Genomic DNA, 22499 nt, shown 5'->3' on the forward strand with positions numbered 1-22499 from the left:
CGGCGATCACGCCTTGTTTTATATTGCTACCAGCCAGTTAGCAGACAAATGTCACCTTATCTTTGGCATCATACAAATTCAGTGCATTGCGCATACGGTTTTCGAATGCCTTGTACTTGCTGTTATTCGTCCCCCCATCCTGAGCGAAAACATTTTTGGGATCCATTCCATTGCCACCATTTTGAGTTGGCTGTGCGACTTGATGGCTGCTGTACGCCAGCGTATGAAAATCCATCGATTGCATCGGTTGATGGTAGCTACTGCCTGCCTCTTGCGTGTGAGTCGGTTCGCGCGCAAGCGATTTGCCTGCCTGATCTTGTGTCTTGTGAGCGTGCGTATGCATATTTCCCTTTTCAGATCTTATTTTATTTCTCTAAAATTGACCTGAAGACTGAAATGCTCATTATTTCAGGCTGCACATTAAACGTCGTCAAGACACTATAAAAGGTCTGTGGTACAGGCACAAGCTGACGTCGTGGCGAACGGAGGCGGCATCAGCTTAGCCACCACCCTCCTCTGCACTCCAGATATCGCTCTTGGCGGGCGTCACTGTCACTTCGATAGCTTGCGCGCCAGACTTCATCGCCAGCAAGCGCTCCCGATACAAATAGAATGCCGCCTTACATACTTTATCCGTGTAATAGGCATTGAATCCGCCACTGATTGCGGCGCCGGCAACGGGAATGACATTCGCTAATTTGGCTTTTGTCAGATTGATGCTGAGGGCTTTCGCGATGGACAAGACTGCCTGAACAAACACGCTTTTTTCCAGCTGCTCCCACGTCTTCTTCTTCGCCACTTCCTGTGCAATTTTCACCAGATGCGACAAGGCGGCTTGCTTCCCGCCATCTGTAGTGCTCGATGCAAGCGCCAGGATATTCAACGAAAAAAGTCGCTCTTCCTGGGATGACATGTCAAAGCCGCAGTAGGTGCCGTATTCTCCAATTGCACGCAGATTCATTGCCAGCAGCGCTACCATGTCTGCCGGAATGGCGGCCAAGGCAACCAGTGGACTAATGACTGCCGTCCCTCCCGCAGCGGCGCCCTCCACCAGGGCGATACCCTCATATTTCGTATCAAGCCAGCCAATTGCCCTATCAATTGTTTGCAGATCGAGCAACTGCACTTGATCCAGCTGTGTAATTTCCTGCTTGGAGATTTCGGATAGCTCCTTGAGAATGGCAGGTGGCCTGACGGACCATTGCGAAGCATCATTCACCAAGCCCACGACACCATTCATCGCCTTGGCACAGGTTTCTGTGAAACCAGGAATTTTATCGGCTGCAGCCCCCGCAATTGCAAAGGGTTTGTTGACGTAACCCATGGCCGTGTCAAACCAGGTTTGACGTGGATTTTTCCACGCATGAATCTGCACAAGAGCGCGTTTTTCATATTCTGACAGCAAAAAAAATCTCCTGAAATAGTGGCAAATGTGGCGGGATCGCAAAACATAAAATCGGGCATCCCGCTGCGCTACCCGATAACTTGAATCAAGTGAAATCTGCTACGCTTTCAACACAGCAGAACCGGCTTCATACCACACCCTAATACCGCATTCAACCTTGGCTATCGCCATCCAACCCCTGGTTTCCATGATGGTTTCCATATTGACGGGGCGAACGCCGGTTTTCTCCAGCCATGCGTTGGCCAATACCAGCGACCTGTCCATGCCATCAGAAAGTGGGCTGCCCGAAGTGGAGGAACGAAAATCTTTAAATGCGATCATGTACACCCTTGTTGTGAGCCCGCATCATTGCAGCAGATAAGGCCAGCATCGCATCCATGTGCGCAACGCCTGATGCAGGCGCCGTAAAGGATAACAAATTAATGAAAAGAAACATGCACACATTCTCACAAACACCCGGCCAGCGCCGATGCGGTGCATTCGGCAGGCGCCTTCCACCTGCCGCAGCGGCAACTGGAAGGCGCCCGCGGATTGCCAGCCTTAGAACTTCAGCTGCAGCCCCAGATCAATCGACCTGCCCTCGGCCGGCAAGGCTTGCAGCGCCCCGCCGTTCGTTTTCAAGCCCGACAGGTACACGCCGCCCAGCGGGTCCGCGTAGGCGCGGTTGAACAGGTTGCTCACGCCCGCGCTCAGGCTGGCCATCTTGCCCAGAGACACGCTGCTGCGCAGGTTGACGAGCGCATAACCGCCCGTCTCGGGTTCGAAACGGCGCGCGTCGACCTTCTCCTTGCGCGCCACGATCTTCGTCTCGATGCGGTTGCTCCAGGCGCCCAGCTTGTGCTCGACGGCCAGCAAGGCGTTGAACGGCATCATGCGGTACAGGTCGCCGCCATCGCTGCGCTTGCCCCGCGTGTAAGCGGCGTTGCCGCTGGCCATGAAACTGCCCCAGCGCGTGCTGCTGGCCAGCGGCAGCTGCCATGCCACATTGGCGCCGTACAGTTTGGCGTCGTGGTTGGCAAAGCGCAGCAAATTACCGTTCGCGCCCATTTTCATGTACGGGTGGAAAGATGCCAGCACATCGACGTCAATGTAATTGTCGACTTTGCTGTAGTACGGGTTGACGCGCACAAACCAGCCCTCCTCGCCGCCGCCATGCCAGTCGGCCGTGAACGCCGCCGTGTAAGCCGTCTCGGGCTTGAGATCGATACTGCCCACATAGCCATTGCCATCGCCAAACCAGTTGGTCATGGTCATCGCCATCGAGCCGCGGCCCCACGAGTAGCGCTCGTACAGGTTGGGCGAGCGCACCTTGCGCGCCAGCGCGAATTCATAGCTGCTGGCCGCATCGGGCGTGAAGGTGGCTTGCGCGGAGGCATCGATATTCGTGTCGCGCTGGCTGCGGCTGCGCGCATTGAAAGCCCTGGCTGCCATCACGTCCGGCATGTTCATCATGTTGGTGCCGTACGATTGCACGTCGCCCGTGTCCATGCGCACGGATTCGCCGCGCAAGCCCAGCACGCTCGTCCAGCGCGCATCCTGGCCATGGCGCGTCTCCAGCTCGCCAAACAGCACGGTACGGTCGCGCTTGCCGTCGTTGATGTTCAGATAGGTGCGCGGCCCCATCATCATGGAACCGGGCACGGCCGGCCAATAGTCGTCGAGGCGAAAACCGTGCCACTCCTGGCCCAGGCGCAACTCGCCCGCAGCGGTCGGCAAGCTGGCCATCAGCGCATAGCCCGTGTTGCGTCCATGCGTGATCATCGGCATCGTGCCCGTGCGCTCGGGCGTGAAAAAGCCCATTTCGTGGTCCGTCTGCTGCCAGTAGGCACGCGCGTCCAGCACGCCCCAGGCAAATGTGCCCTGGTAAGCCAGGTTGGCGAACTGGCCGTGGTTATCCGTCATGTCCATGTACTGGTTGGGAAAACCCTGGTACGGGATGTGCTGCACGCCGGCGCGCAGGGTCAGCTGCTGGCCCTCGCGTTTCGCCGCCAGCACGATGGACTGGTTGATGCTTTCAACCATGCTGGCCAGCACGGTGTTGCCATGCCCATCTTCATAGCTGTGGCCGCGCGTGTAGGCGCCGCTGTAGCCGATGCTGAGCATATCATTGGCTGCCGAGGCATTCACGCTGGTCGCCACGCTGTTGTTGACGCTGCGGCCGGACACGGCAAAGCTGCCTTGCGTGAGCAGCCCTGCGCCGGGCTGGGCGAACACGGGGGCGTTCGACTGCACCTCGATGGTGCCGCCGATGCTGTCGCCGCCCGCGCTGACGGGCGTCACTCCGGCAATCAGCTTGATGCGCTGCACCTGCTGCGGGTCGATATAGGACAGTGGCGCATTCATGTGGTTGGCGCAGGCCGACGTCAGTTCCATGCCGTCGATGCGAATCTTGATGCGATCATCGGCAAAACCATTGACGACTGGCAAGCCGGACACGCCGCCGCCAGCCGCCACGCTGTAACCGGGTGTGCTGCTGAGCATCAGCGCCGTGTCGGCCGCGGGACGGTAGCCTTCCTTGACGCCCGCGACGATGACTTTCATCTCGGGCAAGACCTCTTCAGTGCGGGTTTGCGCCACGGCGGGCATGGCGATGGCGAGGGAAATCAATAACGGTAAATGTTTCATGGTGCTGCTTTCAGATTCTGTATAGGTAAAACGAACACACGCAAGCGCACGACACGCGCGGCGCAAGGCAGTTCAGGGAAAGGGACAGATCAGAAAGCGGCGGGCGGCCCGCGGGGCTGGACGGGCGTCCAAGCGAACAGGGGCGTGGCGGATCGGTAGAACAGCAGGGGCAGCAAGCCCGTGAGGATTTCTCCGGAAGCGAGCACGAGGGTTGCTGGGGGAATATCGAGGGTGGCCGCATGCATGCTGCAGCACGGGCAATCGCCCATGCGCATGCCGCCCTTGGAGGTATCGGGCGCGTCCGTGGAGAATGCTGCGGGCAGCATGTTCATGCCGCCCGCCACCGAGCAGATTTCCAGGCTGGGCACGGCCAGGCCGCTGGCGACCGTCAGCGCGCGCGACACCGTAGGGGCGAGCGTGGCCAGGAAGATGGCGATACACGCGATCCACAGGACGATGCTTGCCTTGCCTTTGCTGATGAACATGGCAACATTGTATCAGCGCAAGCACCCTGCGCACAGGGCGCAGGTCAAACCGTCCTACAAATCCACCTTCATGCTCAGCTTGATGGCACGAGGCGCACCGGACGCCAGGCGCGTGCCGGCGCCGGCCCAGTAGCGCTTGTCGGCCGCATTTTCCACGTTGAGCTGCCACACGACGGCCTTGTCCATCACGCGGCTCGCATAGCGGGCGCCCGCGCTGAACAGGCTCACGCCGCCGAGGAAAGCCTGGTTCAGGTCGTTGACGGGACGGGCGCTGTAGTAATACGCGCCGCCGTTGACGGAAAGGCCCGGCACGGCGTCAAACGCGTAGGCAAGGAAGGCGCTGGCCGTGCGTTTCGACGCGTTTTCCGGCGCCTTGCCGTTGTAGTCGGCGTTGATGTGCGCAAACCTGGGGTCGAGCAGCTGGGCCGACGTCTGCCACGACAGCTGGCGCGTCAGCTTGCCCTGGGTCGACAGCTCCAGGCCACGGTAGCGCTGTTCGCCATCGGACGTGAATACATTGCTGGCGTTGGTGTAGTAGCCGGGGCGCGTGATGTCGAACAACGCGGCGGAGAGCAAGGTGCCGCTTGGGGTCAGCCAGCGCGCGCCCAGCTCTTTCTGTTTGCTGACTCCGGGCGCCATCTTGACGCCCTGGTTGGCGGTGCCCGTCGGCCCCGTCTCCCCCTCCTCCAGCCCGCGCGCCGTGGACACGTAAAACGACAGCTCGGGCGTGGCCTTGTAAATCACTGACGCCATCGGCGTCGTCTTGCTGACGTCGTAGTGGCTGGCGCCCTGGTCGCTTTGATAGCTGCTGCGGCGCACGCCGATGACGCTTTGCCATTGCGGGCTGAAGACCATGCGGTCAAGCGCGTACAAGCCCGTGTCGCGCGTGTCGAGCGCGGCCGTCGTCGGCGAGGTCGGCTTGGGGCCGAACACGACATTCGTCACGGGCACGGGGTTGTACAGGTTTTGCGAGGCGATCGTGTAGTTGCTCTGGAAAATCGGGTCTTGCGATTTGTCCGTGCGCGACGCGCCCAGGGTCAGTTCGTGGGCGATGAAACCCGTGTGGAAATTGCCGGCCAGTTCAAAGCGCAGCAAGTCCGACGCCGTCACGCTGTGCTGAATATTGCCCGTGATGCGGCCCGCGCCCGTGGCCAGCGCGGCCGCGTTGTTCAGGCGGAAGATGGCCAGGCGGCGGTCGCGCGCCGTTTCCGAGTGGCCCGCTTCCACCGTCAAGGCCCAGCCATCCGTGATGGCATAGTCGGCGCGCAATTGCGCGTTTTTCGTCTGCGCCTCGAAATTTGACCAGTCGGGGCCGATCAGCTGGCGCGGGTCGACGGCGCGCGGCAAGCTGATCACGCCTTTCACGGCCGTGGGCAAGGCCACGCCCGCCTGCTCCGTCACCCTGCGGCGCTCGTATTCCAGGTCCGCCTTCAGCAGCAGTCTGTTCGTTACTCTCCAGTCGAGCGCCGTGGAAATGAAACGGCGGTTGCCGTTGCCGACATGATCCAGCCAGGAACCCAAGGTGCCGCCGGCCGCGTTGATGCGCACGCCGAATTCCTGCTGCGCGCCAAAGCGGCGGCCCGCGTCGACATGCGCCACGGCACTGCCGCGGTCGTCGACGCTCAAGCCCATGCTCGTGACGGGCTTGCTGCCGGCCCGCTTGGTGACGAAGTTGACGACGCCGGCCGGCGAGGTAAACCCGTAATACAGGGCCGAGGCGCCCTTCAGCACTTCCACCCGCTCCTTGTTCTCCATGGGCACTTGCGAAAAGTTCATGATGGGCATGGAACCGTTCAGGCGGTAATTCGTGCGGTTTTCCACGGCGATGCCGCGTATCACCAATTGATCCCAGGTCTCGCCGCCGTTTTGCTGGCGCGTCACGCCCGCCGTATTGCGCACGGCGTCGTACAGGCCGGACACGGCTTGCTGCTCCAGCAATTCGCGCGTGATCACGTTGACGGTCGACGGCACGTCCATGATGCTGGCGCCACGAAAGCTGCCCGCCTCCGTGGTGAGCGGCACCAGGCCCTGCGCGCGGGTGCCCGTCACCTGCACCGCTTGCATGACTTTCTCATCGCCAGCCGTCAGGTCGTCCTGGCCGCTGGCCCCATTGGCCGCCAACACGGCGTGGGAAGCGAAGGCCAGCGACAGGGCTGCGGCGACTGGAAGTAAACGGGTGCGGGGACAGGCGACAGGCATGACATCGGGCTTTCAATGAGAAAATATGTACAAATGGAAACTTACGGTTAGTGGCCATGATACCGGTAATGGGAATCATTATCAATAAAAGGTGAGTTTGTGTGAGTTTTACAGAAGAAACAAGATCACCGGAGCACCTGTTATCACTTGAACACGTTTGGATTTTGCAGACGAGGCCGCAAAGAGGCATACTGACAGTCACGGCGCGCAGATTGCGCCGCCTAACAAGAATATTAAAGGTAAGTTCGTGAACACAATCGACAACAAAAGCGTGCAGACGAAAACATTTCGCTGGAAACGCTGGCAGCGCTGGGCCGTCGGCACAGGCTGCGCCCTGGCCGCCTACAGCGCGGCCGGCTTCTGGCTGGTGCCCTACGTCATCAAAAACCAGTTACCCAAATTTGCCGAGAAAGAACTCGCGCGCCAGGCCAGCATCGCTGACGTGCGCTTCAACCCGTTTACCTTGCGCCTGGAAGCGGACCAGATCGCTTTCAAGGAAGCGCCCGGCGCGGATGGCAAGAGCGGCGCGCCGCTGCTGTCCATCGGTGCCCTGGCCGTGCAGCTGGAATGGAAATCCATCATGCGCCGCGCCTGGAGCCTGGCGGAAATCCGCATCACGGCGCCGCAAGCGCAGCTGACGATCACGCCGGACGGCAAGTTCAACCTGGCCGAAGTGCTGGCCACCTGGCAACGCAAGCATCCGGAAAAGAGCGACGGCGGCATGCCGCGCCTCGTCATCGCCCACTTTGCGCTGGAACAAGGCAAAGTGGATTGGCAAGACCAGAAGGCCGGCTATGCGGACAACTTTACGCCGATCAACTTTACGCTCGATAATATCTCGACCCTGCCCGATGCCAACGGCAGCTACAGCCTCAGCGCCGATGCGGCGCGCGGCGGCAAGCTGCACTGGCGCGGAACGGCGTCGCTGAGCCCCATCCGTGGCGAAGGCGAACTGATACTGAACGACGCTTCCCTGCCCGGCCTGGCCGCCTATCTGAGAGCCTATGCGCGCGCCACAGTCACGAGCGGCCAATTGTCGGCGCGCCTGCCCTACGCCTTTTCCTATGCGGACGGCAAGCTGGAAGCCACCGTCAAAGGCGCGGGCCTGGCCTTGCGCGACCTGGCGCTGGTGCAAGATGGCAAGGGCGCGCCATTCACATCGCTGGATACCCTGGGCATCGCCGGCGTGAACGTGGACCTGGCGCGCCAGAACGTCACGGTGAATAAAATCAATCTGTACGGCGGCAAGGTGGCCGTGCGGCGCGACAGCAAGGGCGAGATCGACGTGGCGAACCTGATGCTGCCGGGCAATCCTGCACCGGCGGCCTCCGCCGCGTCGTCCCCACCATCCAAGCCGGGCAAGTGGAAGGTGGACTTGCATCAGCTGGCGCTGGCCAATGTGGACGTGTCCGCCATCGATGAAACCGTCTCGCCGGCTTTGCAGCTGAACGCGAAACAATTGCAACTGCAGCTGCAACTGGGCTTGCAACAAGGTCCAGCGGGCATGGCCACCGTGATCGACGGCGCGAGCTTCAGCCTGGCCGACCTCGCCATGCAGCGGGGCGCGCAAACACCGTTCAAGCTGGCCCAATTGGGCTTTACAGAGGGCAAGATCGACCTGGCGGCACATACCGTGCACCTGGGCGCCGTGACGGCCAGCGGCGCGCAGATCGACCTGGCGCGCAACCGCCAGGGCGAATTTGCGATTGCGCAAAAGCTGCCCGTGTTTGCCTCCGGCAAAGCCGATGCAGACAAGGAAACCTCGTCCGCGCCCTGGTCCACCAAGGTAGACAAGGTGGAGCTGAGCAAGTTCGGCGCCCGTTTCGACGATGCGGGCACTGGCATCAAGGGCAACCTGCAGGATGCCAGATTGTCCCTGCAAAACGTCAGCAACGACATGCAACAGGCGCTGCCGTTCGAGCTGGGCGTGGGCCTGCGCGAAGGCGGCTTGCTCACGGCCAATGGCAAGTTCGTGCCGGGCACGGGCGCCGTCGATGCGCAATTGAATTTGAAACAGCTGACCCTGGCGCCCGTGCAACCGTTGCTGGCGCAGCATGTGAAACTGAAGCTGGCGGGCGGCTCGCTCTCCGGCAGCGGCCGCCTGACGACGGGCGGCGGCGTGCCGAAAGCGCCGAAAGTACGCTATGTGGGCGGCGTGGATATCGCCGGCCTCGTGCTCAATGAAACGGATGGCAAGCGCTTTGCCTCGTGGAAGAGCGTGCGCGCCGACAAGCTGACAGCCAGCGTGGGGCCCGATTTTGTCGACATCCCCGAACTGCGCGTGGTGGAACCGAACGCCCAGCTGATCATCGAAAACGACCGCAGCCTGAACGCGCAGCGCCTGCTGGTGAAAGCGCCGGAACCGGCCGCGCCAGCGCCAGCGCCGTCGGCCACCGCCACGCCGGCAGCGGACGCCGCCTTCCCCGTGCGCGTGCGCCGCGTGCGCCTGCAAAACGCCAAGCTGGACTTTGCCGACCTCAGCTTGCGGCCCCAGTTCGCCGCCAAGATCTATGAACTCAATGGCGTCGTCACGGGCCTGTCGACGAAGCGCGATGCGCGCAGCCAGATTGAACTTGACGGCCGCATCGACGAATTCGGCCTGGCCCGCGTGCGTGGCCAACTCAATCCGTTTGCGCCCACCGACAATACGGACTTGAACGTGGTCTTCAAGAATGTCGATATGGTGTCCGCCTCGCCGTACACGATGAAATTCGCCGGCTACAAGGTGGCTGAAGGCAAGATTTCGCTGGACTTGCAATACAAGGTGCGCAACCGCCAGCTCGACGGCACCAACCAGATCGTGCTCGACAAGCTGACCCTGGGCGAGCGCATCGACAGTCCGGACGCATTGAAACTGCCGTTGGAACTGGCGCTGGCCATCCTCAAGGATTCGGACGGACGCATCGACCTCGGTTTGCCCGTGTCGGGCGACATGAACGACCCGCAATTCAGCTATGGCGCCCTGATCTGGAAAGCCGTGGGCAATGTGCTGACGAAAATCGTCACGGCGCCGTTCCGCGCGCTGGGCAATTTGCTGGGCATCAGCGCCGACAAGCTCGAATCCATCGACTTCGATGCGGGCAGCGCCGTGCTGCTGCCGCCGGAACGGGAAAAACTCAAGCAGGTGGCGCAAATCCTGGCCAAGCGCGAACAGCTGAAGCTGGCCGTGCCGGGTCAGTACAGCGACACGGACGCGGCCGCCCTGCGCGCCCAGGCCGTGCGCCGCGCCGTCGCCGCCAAGGCCGGCATCAAGCTGGAAGCGGGCGAGGAACCGGGACCGCTGAACCTGGGCGAGCGCAAGATACGCGGCGCCCTGCGCGACCTGTACGGCGAACGCTTCGGCAAGGCCGAGCTGGACAAGCAGAAAAAGGCGGCGGAATCGGCCGTACCAGCCACAGCGGCCGCAGCGGCGGCATCCGCCAGCGCCTCCGCCCCGGCGGCGGCCAAGATCCCCGTCCTGCAACGCCTGGGCAAACTGATCGAGGGAGAGCCGCAAGTGGCCGACACGGGCGCTTTCTACAACGGCTTGCGCGAGCAGCTGGAAGCGAGGCAGCACCTGCCTGCCGACGCCTTGAGCAAGCTGGGCACCCAGCGCAGCGCGGCCATCCTGGCAGCCCTGCAGCAGGATGGCACGCCGGCTGCCAGGGTCAGCGCGGGCGCGCCGGAAAAAACGGAGGCTGCGCCGGGCAAGCTGGTGGGCTTGAAGCTGGGATTGGCAGCACAATAAGACACGGAGATTCGCTGGCGCATGAAAAACCTCGACAAGGTACCACCCTATACATCGTCCATTACCCAGGGCGACTGGGGCACCATGACAACGTTGTTAACCGAAGTCGGCGTATCGACAAAAGACAGCATTGCATTTGGTGAAAAGACACTGCTGGCGAACTATGTGTACGACAAAAATGGCACGTATAAGCTGATTTATACGACTGTCGAGATTGATGGAAGTATCGACAACTACGTCGAGGATGATGGCATCTTGCCGACACTGTTCCTGAGTCCGGATCAGGAAAACTATGTCTCCGTCATCCCCTATCATCCTGACAAAGAACTGGAAATCAGCATTCCCATCTTTCATCGTGAGGATGTGGAATTACCAAAGGGGAATCGACCATACACAGGAAACTTCATTGGAACAACGGAGGCCTATTCGATATTTCACGATGTGGATTTCTACGCCAACAAACCTGACAAAATATTGGCCATCGAATTTATCAATGGAAAACTGAAGAAGAAACACAATGTCAAGATTCCATTACCCGCAAATAATCGAATTGTCATTTGCGACAAGACGATTGATTTGCTGGCCAATGACGGCAGCATTCTCCTGCACCGGGAGATCGATGAAAAAGGCAACGTCCTGCGCTCGCGGGAAATCGACGCGAAGGATTTCGATGTTTTGCAGATCCTAAGCTCATCGTTCGACCATGATTCTTATCTGCTGGCGCAAGACAACGATAAAATCATTATCGAAAAAATAGATGCGGCTGGGGCAAGCGAAATCATTGAATTGGTAGACTTTGCCGATCCACTGTTCAATACATGGCTGCCAGTCAAAATCGCTGACGACACTTTCGTCACCCGTTTCAATAGCGAGTTTGGAAACGGCTGGTTGACCACGAAAAATGATGAGTTATTGGAAATTTTCTATAGCAAAGGTGAACAGGGCTACAGGAATTTGCTGACAAACGAGCTTTTGTCCATTCAGCGTGACAATTTGATCATTTCCAGCATCAACAAGACCACGGAGCATGGTTATGCGGTCGTGCTCTACCCGATGGCAGACGATGGCGCGCAGAATACCGAACTCATCGTCTTGAATCGCCGCTTGCAGTAGCGTCGGGTGCCAACATGGCCACTGGCCATGTTGGCACTGATCCGCGGCATTGCCAGTCCATGCCGCGGATAACCATCGCTACTTCGCTTTCCCCGCCTCCTTCACCGCCTCGTCCGGCAAGGCAAACGCCACCAGGCTATCGCCCATCTTCGTGCCCAATGATCCATGGCCGCCGGCCATCACCACCACGTATTGCTTGCCCGTCTTGTCGGAGACATAGCTCATCGGCGTGGCCTGGCCGCCGGCCGGCAGACGGGCTTTCCACACGGTTTTACCGTTGCGCACGTCGTAGCCGCGGATGTAGTAGTCGAGCGTGCTGCTGAGGAATGCCACGCCGCCGCCCGTGGTGCTGATGCCGCCCAGGCTGGGCACGCCCAGCGGCAAGGCGATGGGGACTGGGGCGCTGTCGCGCGTGGTGCCGTTCTTGTGCATCCACACTTTTTTCATGGTGCGCAAGTCAACGGCGGCGATATAGCCCCACGGCGGCGCCTGGCACGGGAAGCCCAGCGGCGACAGGAAGGGCTTGATTTCCACGGCGAATGGCACGCCTGTCTGCGGCTGCAAGCCCATTTCCGAACCCGTGCCGCCCTTCGCATTGGCTTGCGCGCGCGGCACCAGGCGTTCCAGGAAGCCCATGTAGTCGGGGTTCACCAGCAGCAATTGACGCACGGGATCGACAGCCGCCCCGCCCCACTCGAAGATGCCGAGCGGGCCCGGCGAGATGATGGCGCCCTTGATCTTGCCTTCGGCCACCGTCTGCGGCGTGAACGGGCCTTCGTAGCGGTGCTGGCGGAAGATGATGCGGCACGCCAGCTGGTCGAACGGCGTCGTGCCCCACATATCCGTTTCGCTGATGTTTTTCTCGGGCAAGAAAGTGAGAGCCGAGAATGGCTGCGTGGGCGACAAGCGGTCGCCGGGAGCCGGGTTATTCGTCGGCACGGGTTTTTCCGGCGCCGGCACGACCAGGCTGCCATCGCGCCGGTCGATCACGTAGATATCGCCCCGTTTCGTCGTGGCCACCACGGACGGCACTTTACCTTTCGGCGTGTCGATGTCGACCAGGGTGGGCTGGCCGCCGATGTCCATGTCCCAGATATCGTGATGCACGGTCTGGTAGACCCAGCGTACCTTGCCCGTCGCCAGGTCCAGCGCGACGATGGCGCTATTGTATTTCTCGCCATGGGGATTGCGGTTGCCGCCCCACGTGTCGGGCGTTTCATTGCCCATCGGAATATAGACCATGCCCAGCTTTTCATCGACGCTGGACACGCCCCAGGAATTGGGCGAGTTGTTCGTGTAGGTCTTGCCATCGGCAATCGGCGCCGTGTCGTCCGGGTTCGAGGCATCCCAGTTCCACATCAACTTGCCGGTGACGGGATCGTAGCCACGGATCACGCCCGACGGCTCTTCCGTGGAAAAGTTATCGGTGACGCTGGCCGCCATCACCACCACGTTCTGCGCCACGGCCGGCGGCGACGTCGGCATCAAAAAGCCCCGCTTCTTCATGCCCATGCCGTGGTACAGGCCGATCACCCCGTTTTCGCCAAAGCTTTTGCACGCTTCGCCCGTATCGGCATTCACGGCGATCAGGGTCGCATCCATGGTGGGCGCCAGGATGCGGCGCGGGCATTCCATGGCGGCAGCCTCGGGCGCAGGGTCGCCCTTGGCGCGGCCCGCGTTGACGTCCCAATAGGCCACGCCACGGCAGATCATGTGCTGGTAGCTCGATGCGTCGCGGTTGATCTTCGGATCGTGGCGCCAGATCTCCTTGCCCGTGTCCGGGTCCAGCGCGATGACGATGTTATGCGGCGTGCACAGGTACAGCATGCCGTTCACCTTCAGGGGCGTGACTTCGTTGGCGATCTCGCCCGGATCGTTCGGCCCCTTGAAGTCGCCCGTGTTGTACACCCACGCCTGTTTCAGCTGCGCAGCGTTGGCCGGCGTGATCTGCGCGGCCGGCGCGTAGCGGTCGCCATAGCCGGAGCGGCCATACGCGGCCCAGTCGTTGGGTGCCACGCCGGGCGCGAAATCGCCTTGCGGCGTGGCCGCCATGTTCTCGGCCGGCACTTCGCCATGCAAGGTGTAGTAATCCTGGAACAGCGAGAACACGCCCACGGCGGCCGTCAGCACCACGGCGGCGGCCAGGGCGCTCTTGCCCGCGTCGCGCGGTTTCGCCCCGGCCGTCAACGGCGGATCGAGGCGGCGGTCGATGAACGGCAGCAGCAGCCAGACGGCGGCGGCAAACCAGATATCGAGGCGCGGCAGCAATTGCCACCAGTCGAACTTCACTTCGATCACGGACCAGATCAAGGTGGCGAACAGCAGCAGCGCGAGAAACAGCTGGGCGCTGCGCCGCCTTTTCCACACGAGCGCACCGGCAACTATCATGCCGATACCTGCCACGACGTAATACCAGGAACCGCCGAGGCTGACGAGCCAGGCGCCGCCGCCGGCAAGCGCCAGGCCCAGCAAGATGAAGATGACTGCGGTGATGACAAGCAAGGGTCCAGGCCGGGCAGAGGCAGTCATGATGCTCCTTTACAAGAGTCAGTCGGCGGCACGCGCCTGCGCACCGTATTTGATGGCGATCAAGGAAATTGCATTTTTTCACTAATTGGCAAAGCGTGCCACACGCCACAGCGTCCGATGCATGCCGTGTGGCTTTTTATACACGAGCTGAGCGTACAGCCCGCCACAACCATATGATTTTTTATGAAAAAAATGAATAAACTAAATAAACAACAAATTTCTCGAATAAAACGATTTTTTATCGTAAAATGAAAACATCCAAGCCAAGCATTTCAGGTCAGTCATCACGCAGGATCACTTGCATAGACCGCACTGGAGCACTGCCATGAACGCATTCCTTGCCATTCACCCCTTCCTTCGCTGCGAAGACCTGTCGCTGATGCGTCCGGCGCTGGCGCTGGCAGGCCTGCTGTTGCTGCTGGCCGCCCTGCTCTGGCGCCGCACCCGCTGGCGCCAGGCTGGCCGCGCGCCGGGCGCTGGCGGCACGCCGGCCGATCTGCATGCGCTGCTGCAAACGCGCAAGGCGGCGGCGCCGGCCAAAGTGGCTGACAGCGCACCGCCGCCGCAAGCGCCCAAGGCGCCGGATACGCCGCCATTCGAGGCAGCCCGCCTGGACGCCATGTTCGGCCACGACCGGCGCCTGCAGGGCGAGATTCTGGCGCTGTTCGTGGCCGAGTCGCGCGACCGCCTGGCAGGCATCGCCCATGCGCTGCGCTGCGAGCGGACGGCCCCGGCAAGAGTGCTGGCGCAGGAAATTCTCGACGGCAGCCACGCCATGGGCTTGCTCCCATTGCAGGCGCTGGCGCGCCAGGCCGTGCATGCGGGCTTTTCCAACGATATCGGCGCGCTGCGCCGCCTGCACGCGGAACTGCTGGTGGCGCTCGATGCGCTGTCGCAAGCCGTCACGGCCCTGCAAACGGCGGGCGCGGCGCAGGCCGATGACTGCGGCGGCGTAGCAAGCCGGCCATGAGCGTGCATCAGGCCGCGGTCCCCGGCATGCAAGGTTTTTAGTGAATTCATCTAATTCGTTAAAATTGATTTCTTCAGCGCGATTGCGTATCATTCCCTTTAACTTCATCCGCGACCATAGAACCCATCATGCACACTGCAGACGTTTGCACTACCCAAAAGGCCGCCGAAATCCTCGGCATCTCGGTCACATCGGTGCAGCAACTGGTCGAGGCCGGCGTTATCGAAGCCTGGAAGACCAAGGGTGGCCACCGGCGCATTCCCCTCGCGGCGGTCGAGGCTTACAAGGGCAATCCCGGCCAGCCGGGCCAGGACCAGCGCGCGGCACGGGCCAGCCGCCCCGCCCCATCGGGCCGCCCGCCCTCGATTTTGGTGATCGAAGACAATCCGATCGAACGCGCGCTGTATGAAAAGCAGATCGGCGCATGGGGTTTGCAGGCAAGCTTGCGCTTTTGCGAAAACGGCTACCAGGCGCTGATGGAAATCGCCCGCGACCAGCCCGACATCCTGCTGGCCGACATCATCATGGAAGGCATCGACGGCTACGAGGTGATCCGCACCATCCTGGGCGACCCGCTGCTGGCGGACATGCACATCGCCATGCTGTCGAGCCTGACGCCGGAGGAACTGGAGGAACGGGGCGGCGTACCGCCCGGCGTGGTGTTCTTTGCCAAGCCCGTCAATTACGACGAACTGCGCGGCTATCTGCGCGCCTGCTGCGCCGGCCATGCGCGGCGCAACAGCCTGGCCGCCTAGCCCGCCACCGCCTCCCCTCTCTTGCCGGAGCCGCCATGCCAGCCTATCGCCACATCGATCCTGCCGTGCTGTTCCAGGCCACCGGCCGCGACCTGGAGATGTTCCGCGCCCTGTCGCAGACCTACCTCGATACGTCGCCAGCCATGTTTGCCCGCGTGGAGCAGGCCGTGCGCGGCGGCGCGGCGCAAGCCATCGTGCTTAGCTGCCATACCTTGCGCGGCACCGTGGTCCTGCTGGGCGCCAGTACCCTGGTGGCGCGGCTGGCGGAACTGGAGCACCTGGTGCGCCACCAGGGTGTGGCGGCGCCGGGCTGGCTCGCTGAAACAGCAGCGCTGGTCGGCGCAGTGGAGCAGGAGGTACGCCGCAGCATGCTTGAATACACGGGCGCGCAGGCATGAACGCGCGCCAGGCCCTGCTGCGTCTGGCGCACCGCTACCGGCCACGCACCACGGCGGCCGTCGCGGGCCTGGTGCTGGTGGGCCTGCTGGCGCTGAGCATCGTCGTCTCCGGCGTGCTGCTGCACCGCGAAGCCGTCGATGACTGGAAACAGGACCTGTCCAAGCTGTCGCTGCTGCTGGCGGAAAACACGGCACAGAGCATGACGGCGGCCAGCCTGGTGCTCGACAGCGTCAGCAACGAAATCGACGCCGGCGCCTCCGCGGACGCCGCCGCGTTGGCCGCCGCCGCCGGCACCCCGGCCATGCACCAGATGCTGTTGCACAAGATCGGCGGCGTGCCGCAAGTGGACGTGGTGTCCATCGTCGGCAGCGATGCCAGCCTGCTGGCCTTCAGCCGCGCCTTTCCCGCGCCGCCCATCCGCCTCGACGAGCGCGACTACTTCGAGTATCACCGGCGCCACCCGGACGGCGGCATGCATGTCAGCGCGCCCGTGCAAAACAAGGGCAATGGCGCCTGGACCTTTTATATCAGCCGGCGCATCAGCGGGCCGGACGGCCGCTTCCTGGGCGTGGTGCTGGTCGGCCTGTCGTGCGACTTCTTCAGCAAATTCTTCCAGAGCACCAGCATCGGCGAACACACGGCCTTTTCCCTGTACCGCAGCGACTACACGCTGCTGGCCCGCTGGCCGGCCGTGCCCGCCATGATGGGCAAGCGCAACCTGACGGGCAGCACCTACCGCCTGCTGGAACAGGGCAAGACCGATGGCGTGCTGCAAGTGGACTCGCCGCGCGCGGCCGACCAGGGACGCGCGGTCAACCGCCTGGCCGGCATACGGCTGGTACGCGACTATCCGCTGGCCATCAACGTGACGGTGACGGACGAGGTCTACCTGGCGGGCTGGCGGCGCATGCTGCGCACCATGGGCGGGGCGGCCGTGGTCAGCCTGCTCGTGCTGGCCGCTGCCATCGCCCTGATCATGTCCCTGCTGCGGCGCCAGGAGCGCGACGCGGCCATGGCGCCCGCGACAGCGCCGCCATCCGCATCCGAAGCTGCACCGGCACCGGCGCCGGGCGCGCGCATCCTGCTGGTCGAGGATACGGCGCTGAACCGCCAGCTCGTATGCCTGCAGCTGGGCACCTGCGGCTACAGCATCGACACGGCGGAGAACGGCGCGCTGGGCCTGCAGGCGCTGGCAGAACAACAGTACGACCTGGTCCTGATGGATGGCATGATGCCCGTCATGGACGGCTACGAGGCGTGCCAGGCCCTGCGCGCCCGCGAAGCGGCCAGCGGCGCACCACGCCTGCCCGTCATCGCCCTCACGGCCGGCGTCACCGCAGACGACCGGCAGCGCTGCGTGGCGGCCGGCATGGACGATTATCTGGCCAAGCCCTTCACGGCCGCCCAGCTGCGCGCAATGGTCGAGCGCTGGCTGGCGCGCTAGCCGGCGGCTGCCGCCTGGCGGCAAATTGGCCACACTATCACCTGCGTAGTCATGCGTAAAAGTTGTTCTCCGTGCATATCAGGTATAGCATCGCCACATGAGCTATCACACAGATGCGGCGGCGTTGCGCAGGCGATTGATCGAATGGCTGTTCTTGCTCCTCGGGCTGCTGATCGTCGCTGCCGCCCTCGCCTACGCGCACCTGGCCGAGGCGTCACGGCACGATGCGGCCGAGCGTGAACGGCTGAGCGTGCTGACGGCCCTGCTGGCGAAAAATATCGAAGTCGACCTGGCGGCGACGAATCAGGTGCTCGACGGCGTGATCCGTGATTATCTTGCCGCCGGCACCGCACCCGACGCGGGGCAAGCCCTGCCACGGCGCCTGGCCGCGCTGGTCGACGCCATGCCGGGCGTGCGCACCATGCTGGTCATCGATGCCAGCGGCAAGCCGGTCGCCACCAACATGCCGGAGCTGGCCGGCCAGGATTTTTCGCGCCGCGGCTACTTCCAGACGGCGCGCGACGCGCCCGATGCGCGCATGCTGTACATCTCGGCCCCTTTCCTGTCCTTCAGGCGGGACCTGGTCATCACGGCGTCGCGCATGGTGCAGGACCGGCAAGGCCGCTTTGCCGGCGTCGTGGTGGCCACCTTCGACCGCGAATACTTCACGGCCAAGTTCCGCACCGCGATGTATGCGGCCGATGTCTGGGCCGTGGTGGTGCATGGCGACGGCCGGCAATTCCTGAACTATCCGGCCAAAAGCGCCAATGGCGGCAATGTGGACCTGCCCGGCAGCTTCCTGCGGCGCTTCCGCGACAGCGGCTACCAGGCGGGCGTGCTGAGCGGCGTCGAGATTGCCGGGGCCGGGGCCGGTGCCTCCGCCGCCCCCCGCGTCATGGCCATGGCGACCATCGCCCCGCCTGAGCTGCACATGGACCGCGCCCTGATCATCGGCCTGAGCCGCGAAGAAGCGGCCATCGCCGCCCCGCTGCGGCGGCAGGCGCTGGGCTACACCCTCTGCTTTGCCATGCTGGCCCTGGCTGCGGCCAGCCTGCTGTTCTGGAGCCAGCGGCGGCGGCGGCAGCAAGCCGCCTGGCAGGTGGAGCAGGAAAGGGAACGCCAGGCCATGCAAGCCGTGTCCGACAGCGAAACGCGCTTTCGCACCTTGATCGAAGATGCGCCCGTGGCGATCGCCATCCTGCGCCATGGGCGCTTCGTGTATTCCAATCCCCGCTACCGCCACCTGCACGGCTACGCGCTCGAGGATGACCTGAGCGGCCTGCCCTGGCGCGCCATGCTCACGCCCGCCTCGCAAGTGGCGCTGGCAAGCAACGAGGCGCTGATCGAGGCCGATTCGGCCAGCGAACAGATGTTTGAAGCCGTCGGCGTGGACAAACAGGGCCGGCCCGTGCCCATCCTCAAGACCAGCACGCGCGTGATGCTCAAGGATGGGCCGGCCACGCTGATCTTTGCCCAGGATATTTCCGCGCAAAAGCAGGCCGAGGCGGCCATGCTGCTGGCGCGCGATGGCGCCGAGGCGGCCAACCGCAGCAAGGCGGAATTCCTCGCCAACATGAGCCATGAAATCCGCTCGCCGCTCAACGCCATCCTCGGCATGGCCTGGCTGCTGGAAAGGGGCAGCCAGGATGAAGAAGGACTGCTGATGACGCGCAAGATCCGCGCCGCCGGCCAGTCGCTGCTGGGCATCATCAACGACGTGCTGGACGTCTCGAAAATCGAAGCGGGCCACATGACCATCGAGCAGGCGCCGTTCCGCCTGGCCGAAGTGATCGAGAAGATTGCCGCCAGCATGGGCGTGGCCGCGCATGACAAGCCGGTTGAGGTGCGGATCGGGCCGCTGCCCGATGGCATCGACCACGTGCTGGGCGACGCGCTGCGGCTGGAACAGGTGCTGGTCAACCTGACCAGCAATGCCATCAAGTTCACCGCGCAAGGCACGGTCGAGCTGACGAGTGCGCTGGAGAGCCGGGACGGCGACGCCGCCGTGCTGCGCTTTTGCGTGCGCGACACGGGCATCGGCATCGCCCCCGAAGTGCAGGAAGCGATCTTTTCCGCCTTCGCCCAGGCCGACACTTCCACCACGCGCCGCTTCGGCGGCACGGGCCTGGGCCTGACCATCTGCCGCCAGCTGGTGCGCCTGATGGGCGGCGCCCTGCACCTGAAAAGCGCATTGGGCCAGGGCAGCGCATTCAGTTTCACGGTGCCGCTGCAACTGCTGCCCGCCGGCGCCCTGTCAACGCCCGACATGCAGGGCATGCAGGACCTGCGCGTCTTGCTGGCCGATGGCAACGCTGGCACGCGCGAGGCGGTGGGCGCCGTGGCGCGCGGCCTGGGCTGGCACGTGCATGCCGTGTCCGGCGGCCAGGCGGCACTCGATTATGCGCTGGCCTGCGCCGGGGATGCGCGGCCCGGCGTAGTGCTGCTGGCCGCGCGCATGCAGGGGCTCGATGGCGAAGCCACGGCGCGCGCGCTGCGCGAATACTTGCCGCCGCAGGACTGCCCCGTCGTCATCCTGGCAGCCAGCGGCGCGCCGGCGACAGCACCAACGCGACGGTGCACCGACCCGGCGAATGCCGCCGATGCCATCCTCAACGAACCGGTGACCGCTTCCAGCCTGTACAACGCGACGATGGAGGCGCGCCAGCAGCGCGCCAGGGCCGCCGGCCTGGACGCCAGTCTCGTTCCGCTGGAAGAGCGCCAGCTGGCCGGCGTGCGCGTGCTGGTGGTCGACGACAGCGAGATCAACCGCGACGTGGTCAAGCATATCCTGTGCGACCAGGGAGCCGTGCCCTCTTTCGCCTGCGATGGCCGGCAGGCGCTGGACTGGCTGCTGGCGCACCCCGCCGACGTCGACATCGTGCTGATGGATGTGCAGATGCCCGTCATGGATGGCTTGCAGGCGACGCGCGCGCTGCGCCAGCTGCCGCAATTCCAGGACCTGCCCGTAGTGGCACTGACGGCTGGGGCGTTCCAGACACAGCGCGCGGCGGCGCTGGAAGCGGGCGTGAACCATTTCATCAGCAAACCGTTCGACGTGCCGCAGACCATAGCCCTGATCGCGCGCGCGCACCGGCGCCATGCGCAAGGGCTGCCGTCCCTGCCGCCGTCCATGGCCGAAATGGCGATGCCCGTGCCGCCAAACGGCGCGGCGCCCGCGATCGACCTGGCGCAGGGGATGGCGCAGTGGCTCGATGCAGCGCCCTACCGCCAGCACCTGTCGCGCTTTGGCAGCACTTATCGCAACACGGTGGACGCCATGCGCGCCTTGCTGGCGGCCAATGCCCGCAGCGACGCCGCCGCGCTGGCGCACAAGCTGGCGGGCGTGGCCGGCAGCCTGGCCCTGCCTGCCACCCTGCATGCGGCCCGGCATGCGGAACAGCTGCTGCACGCCGGCGACGATGCGGCCGCCGCCCTCGATGCACTGGAACAGGCGCTGGCGCAGGCCATCGAGGCCGCCGCCGCCTTCACGGCACAGACGCCGTCCGGCCAGACGCCCGCGCCAATGACAGGCTTGCCGGCCTAGCCTTCGCGGCCATCCACCCTGGCGCGCCACAGGTACGGCGCATACACGCACGCATACAGGCCAAAGGCCAGCGACCAGCAAGCGCCGGCCGCCAGCAGCAGCGGCATGGAGAGCGAAACGGGACCGACGGCGGCCAGCAGGCGCGCCAGCGCGCCCAGCTGGATCAGCCAGTACATCGCCGCTTCCGCCCTGCCGCCTTTCAACGGGCGGCCCGTGTGACCCAGGGTCGTGCGCGTCATCATGCCGATGATCAGGCCCGCCATCGACCCCACCGTCAGCGCGTGAAACGCGGCGCTGGCCGGCAGCAGGTGCAGGCTGGCCAGCGCCAGCAGCGCAAAGCCGATGCCGATCCACGCATACGACAGGTGCAGGATCCACAGCAGCGGCACGCGCAAGGTGCGCTGTGGCTGCCATGCCAGCAGGTTGGCCAGCGAGACGCCGGCGGCACAGAAGGCCAGCGCCGCCGTCAGCCAGGCCGGCGCACCAGCCAGCCACGCGATCGCAGCCGCCGCCATGCAGGCCACGGCGATCAAGGCCCGTTTCGGACTGGCCACGGGCGTACTGCCTGGCGCGCCATTGCGGGTGAACATGGGAATCACGCGCGCGCCGATCACCGATTCGATCAGCACGATGATGAAGATGGCCGCCTGCACGGGCACAAACAGCGACAGCGGCAGCCAGCCCAGTACGGACGCGTGGAACAGGCCATTGGCCAGCGCCAGCAAGGCCAGCAAGCCGACGAGGAACAGGTTGCGCGTATTGCCCGAGCGGCGCAGCACCCGATACAGGGGCCAGGCGGCCAGCGGCAGGAACAGCCAGTCGACCAGCGCTGCCACCAGGCCGGCGCCGCACAGCATGGCCACGCGCCCCGCCAGCCACAACGCCGCCAGCGCCATCAGCTGGGCGCCGTGCGGCGTGGGCAAGCCCGTCCAGTTGCGCCCCGCCGTGTATAAAAATCCAACGACGACGGCCAGCGCGAAGCCGAACACCATTTCATGCATATGCCAGCCCAGCCCTACGTGCAGGCCGCCCGCAAGCACGCCGAAATAGCTGGCCAGCCACAGGGGAATGCTGATGGCCGCAAACACGGCCGCCAGCAGGTAGAACGGGCGGAAACCCAGTTGCCAGACGGCGTGGCCGGCATGCCAGGGCGCCGCGCCAGCGGCGGCGGCAGAAGGAGATGGTTCGCTGATCGGGGTGATGGCCATGATGGGTTCGCTTTTAAAGATACATTCAATATACTACTTTAAAAACACAAGGACGGCTATCGGCAAAAAGAACTAGCGAAATAGATGGCAGTGGGC

15 protein-coding genes are annotated in these 22499 nt (G+C 63.6%); 7 read left to right on the top strand and 8 right to left on the bottom strand.

From position 1 onward, the window contains the following. Positions 1–37 precede the first annotated feature (37 nt). The 6 genes from IGS58_RS14200 to IGS58_RS14225 form a co-directional block, all read right to left on the bottom strand. Positions 38–343 (bottom strand): hypothetical protein, encoded by a 306-nt coding sequence (locus IGS58_RS14200; protein ID WP_139144138.1) that lies wholly within the window; start codon positions 341–343, stop codon positions 38–40. Between the two features lie 156 nt (positions 344–499). Next, a complete protein-coding gene (locus IGS58_RS14205) occupies positions 500–1405 on the bottom strand; it encodes an EcsC family protein (protein WP_230521789.1) in 906 nt (301 codons plus the stop codon). Positions 1406–1504: 99 nt separating this feature from the next. Further along, positions 1505–1726 carry a hypothetical protein gene (locus tag IGS58_RS14210; RefSeq protein ID WP_070256308.1) on the bottom strand — a complete coding sequence of 74 codons (222 nt, stop codon included), beginning with the start codon at positions 1724–1726 and terminating at the stop codon, positions 1505–1507. Between the two features lie 219 nt (positions 1727–1945). Beyond that, positions 1946–4030: a TonB-dependent receptor gene (locus IGS58_RS14215; RefSeq protein WP_230521790.1), complete on the bottom strand. Its 2085-nt coding sequence runs from the start codon at positions 4028–4030 to the stop codon at positions 1946–1948. Positions 4031–4119: 89 nt separating this feature from the next. Further along, positions 4120–4515 (bottom strand): DUF2946 domain-containing protein, encoded by a 396-nt coding sequence (locus IGS58_RS14220; protein ID WP_230521791.1) that lies wholly within the window; start codon positions 4513–4515, stop codon positions 4120–4122. Positions 4516–4569: 54 nt separating this feature from the next. Beyond that, positions 4570–6714, bottom strand: a complete 2145-nt coding sequence (locus IGS58_RS14225) for a TonB-dependent siderophore receptor (protein ID WP_230521792.1) — start codon at positions 6712–6714, stop codon at positions 4570–4572. 247 nt (positions 6715–6961) lie between these two features. Between IGS58_RS14225 and IGS58_RS14230 the strand changes: the two genes are divergently transcribed. Further along, on the top strand, positions 6962–10441 hold the full coding sequence (locus tag IGS58_RS14230; RefSeq protein ID WP_230521793.1) for a DUF748 domain-containing protein: 3480 nt from the start codon (positions 6962–6964) through the stop codon (positions 10439–10441). Between the two features lie 21 nt (positions 10442–10462). Next, on the top strand, positions 10463–11554 hold the full coding sequence (locus tag IGS58_RS14235) for a hypothetical protein (RefSeq protein ID WP_230521794.1): 1092 nt from the start codon (positions 10463–10465) through the stop codon (positions 11552–11554). 78 nt (positions 11555–11632) lie between these two features. Here the strand turns inward: IGS58_RS14235 and IGS58_RS14240 are convergent, their stop codons facing one another. Next, a complete protein-coding gene (locus IGS58_RS14240) occupies positions 11633–14083 on the bottom strand; it encodes a membrane-bound PQQ-dependent dehydrogenase, glucose/quinate/shikimate family (RefSeq protein WP_230521795.1) in 2451 nt (816 codons plus the stop codon). 325 nt (positions 14084–14408) lie between these two features. Between IGS58_RS14240 and IGS58_RS14245 the strand changes: the two genes are divergently transcribed. The 5 genes from IGS58_RS14245 (at position 14409) to IGS58_RS14265 (ending at position 21195) form a co-directional block, all read left to right on the top strand. Then, positions 14409–15053 carry a hypothetical protein gene (locus IGS58_RS14245; RefSeq protein WP_230521796.1) on the top strand — a complete coding sequence of 215 codons (645 nt, stop codon included), beginning with the start codon at positions 14409–14411 and terminating at the stop codon, positions 15051–15053. Between the two features lie 128 nt (positions 15054–15181). Further along, a complete protein-coding gene (locus tag IGS58_RS14250; protein WP_230521797.1) occupies positions 15182–15808 on the top strand; it encodes a response regulator in 627 nt (208 codons plus the stop codon). Positions 15809–15843: 35 nt separating this feature from the next. Beyond that, positions 15844–16206 (top strand): Hpt domain-containing protein, encoded by a 363-nt coding sequence (locus IGS58_RS14255; RefSeq protein ID WP_230521798.1) that lies wholly within the window; start codon positions 15844–15846, stop codon positions 16204–16206. Next, positions 16203–17651, top strand: coding sequence for a response regulator (locus tag IGS58_RS14260; protein WP_230521799.1), 1449 nt, complete (start codon positions 16203–16205; stop codon positions 17649–17651). Before IGS58_RS14255 ends, IGS58_RS14260 begins: the two co-directional genes overlap by 4 nt. A 97-nt stretch (positions 17652–17748) precedes the next feature. Next, positions 17749–21195 carry a response regulator gene (locus IGS58_RS14265; protein ID WP_230521800.1) on the top strand — a complete coding sequence of 1149 codons (3447 nt, stop codon included), beginning with the start codon at positions 17749–17751 and terminating at the stop codon, positions 21193–21195. Here IGS58_RS14265 and IGS58_RS14270 read toward each other — a convergent pair. Further along, positions 21192–22403: an NnrS family protein gene (locus tag IGS58_RS14270; RefSeq protein WP_230521801.1), complete on the bottom strand. Its 1212-nt coding sequence runs from the start codon at positions 22401–22403 to the stop codon at positions 21192–21194. The two genes, IGS58_RS14265 and IGS58_RS14270, sit on opposite strands and share 4 nt — an antisense overlap. Between the last annotated feature and the right edge of the window lie 96 nt (positions 22404–22499).

The organism is Janthinobacterium sp. EB271-G4-7A, from assembly GCF_020858075.1.
Classification (GTDB): Bacteria; Pseudomonadota; Gammaproteobacteria; order Burkholderiales; family Burkholderiaceae_D; genus Janthinobacterium; species Janthinobacterium lividum.